The organism is Streptococcus orisratti DSM 15617 (genome assembly GCF_000380105.1).
GTDB lineage: Bacteria > Bacillota > Bacilli > Lactobacillales > Streptococcaceae > Streptococcus > Streptococcus orisratti.
The window spans coordinates 1-1256 of the sequence record NZ_KB904535.1 but is presented as its reverse complement, the minus strand read 5'-3'; the positions used below and the strand labels follow the sequence as shown (position 1 = coordinate 1256).

General features: G+C 37.5%; 1 protein-coding gene. It reads left to right on the top strand.

Annotated features, from left to right (window positions below; translation table 11 throughout):
• Positions 1-202 precede the first annotated feature (202 nt).
• The gene (locus A3I7_RS0111895; RefSeq protein ID WP_018376959.1) at positions 203-1009 is read left to right on the top strand and encodes a peptidylprolyl isomerase; all 807 of its coding nucleotides are present in this window, start codon (positions 203-205) and stop codon (positions 1007-1009) included.
• The last annotated feature ends 247 nt before the right edge of the window (positions 1010-1256 follow it).

The window sequence follows — 1256 nt, the reverse complement described above, 5'->3', positions numbered from 1 at the left end:
ACCGCAAATATTTTGTTTGGGCTAGCCCAAACAGCTTAACCTCTGGAACTCTAGTTATCAATGAACTTGTTGCACTTGACTTGACAAGTGGGGATTAATATTTAATTTTTAATTTAATTTTTAAAAAAGCTTTTCACACTCACAAAAACATCTTATTCCATTTTATGGTAAAATAGATAGGAAAATCATTTAAGGAGTTACCATGAAAAAATACATTTACCTTAGTTTGGCTGCACTAAGTCTCTTATCTCTAGCTGGCTGTGAAAGTCTTGACCGTGCCATTAAAGGTGACGATTATATTGCTTCAAGTCAGTCTGCAAGTAAAAGCGCTGCATCATCTGAAGCTTACCAGAAAGAAGTTACCGCTGCTCTCAAAGCGGATGCTAGCAGTTTTCCACAGTTACGTACAGAAGTAGGAAAGAATGAGGCACAGGTTATTTTACACACATCAATGGGTGACATTACAATCAACTTATTTCCAAAGTATGCCCCACTAGCTGTAGAAAATTTCCTAACACACGCTAAAGAGGGCTATTACGATGGATTACTTTTTCACCGTGTTATCTCAGAATTCATGATTCAGTCTGGTGACCCCAATGGGGATGGCACTGGCGGTCAATCTATCTGGTATGATAAAGACAAGAGCATTGATTCAGGAAATGGTTTTGCCAACGAAATTTCCCCTTATCTCTACAACATCCGCGGTGCTTTAGCAATGGCAAATGCTGGAGCTGATACTAACGGCAGCCAGTTCTACATTAATCAAAATTCCAGCGATCAATCTTCTAGTCTATCTAGTCAAACCACTCCAAAACCAATTATTGATGCCTACGCTAAAGGTGGAAACCCTAGCTTAGACGGTTCTTATACAGTCTTCGGTCAAGTAGTCAAAGGTATGGATGTTGTGGATAAAATAGCTGCAGTCAGTGTTGATAGCAACAATAAACCAACACAAGATGTTACCATCAAATCCATTGAGATTGTTCAAGACTATACCTTCAAAAAGTAAAGTCATAATCCTATATTTTTCAATTAATAGTCTCCGACAATCAAGCTCAGACCTTGGTGTCTTGATTTAATACACTTCAGTTTTGTCTATATTATGTTGTACAACCCACGTTCGTATCATTTCCTATCTTCAATTATCTCCCAGATATAGTCTTTTTCTACCGTTTGTCAAGCCTATCAAGGTTTTAGAGAAAAAATAATTTTCATACAGTCATCAAAATAGGGAAGTGACCTTGCTTTACACTAAA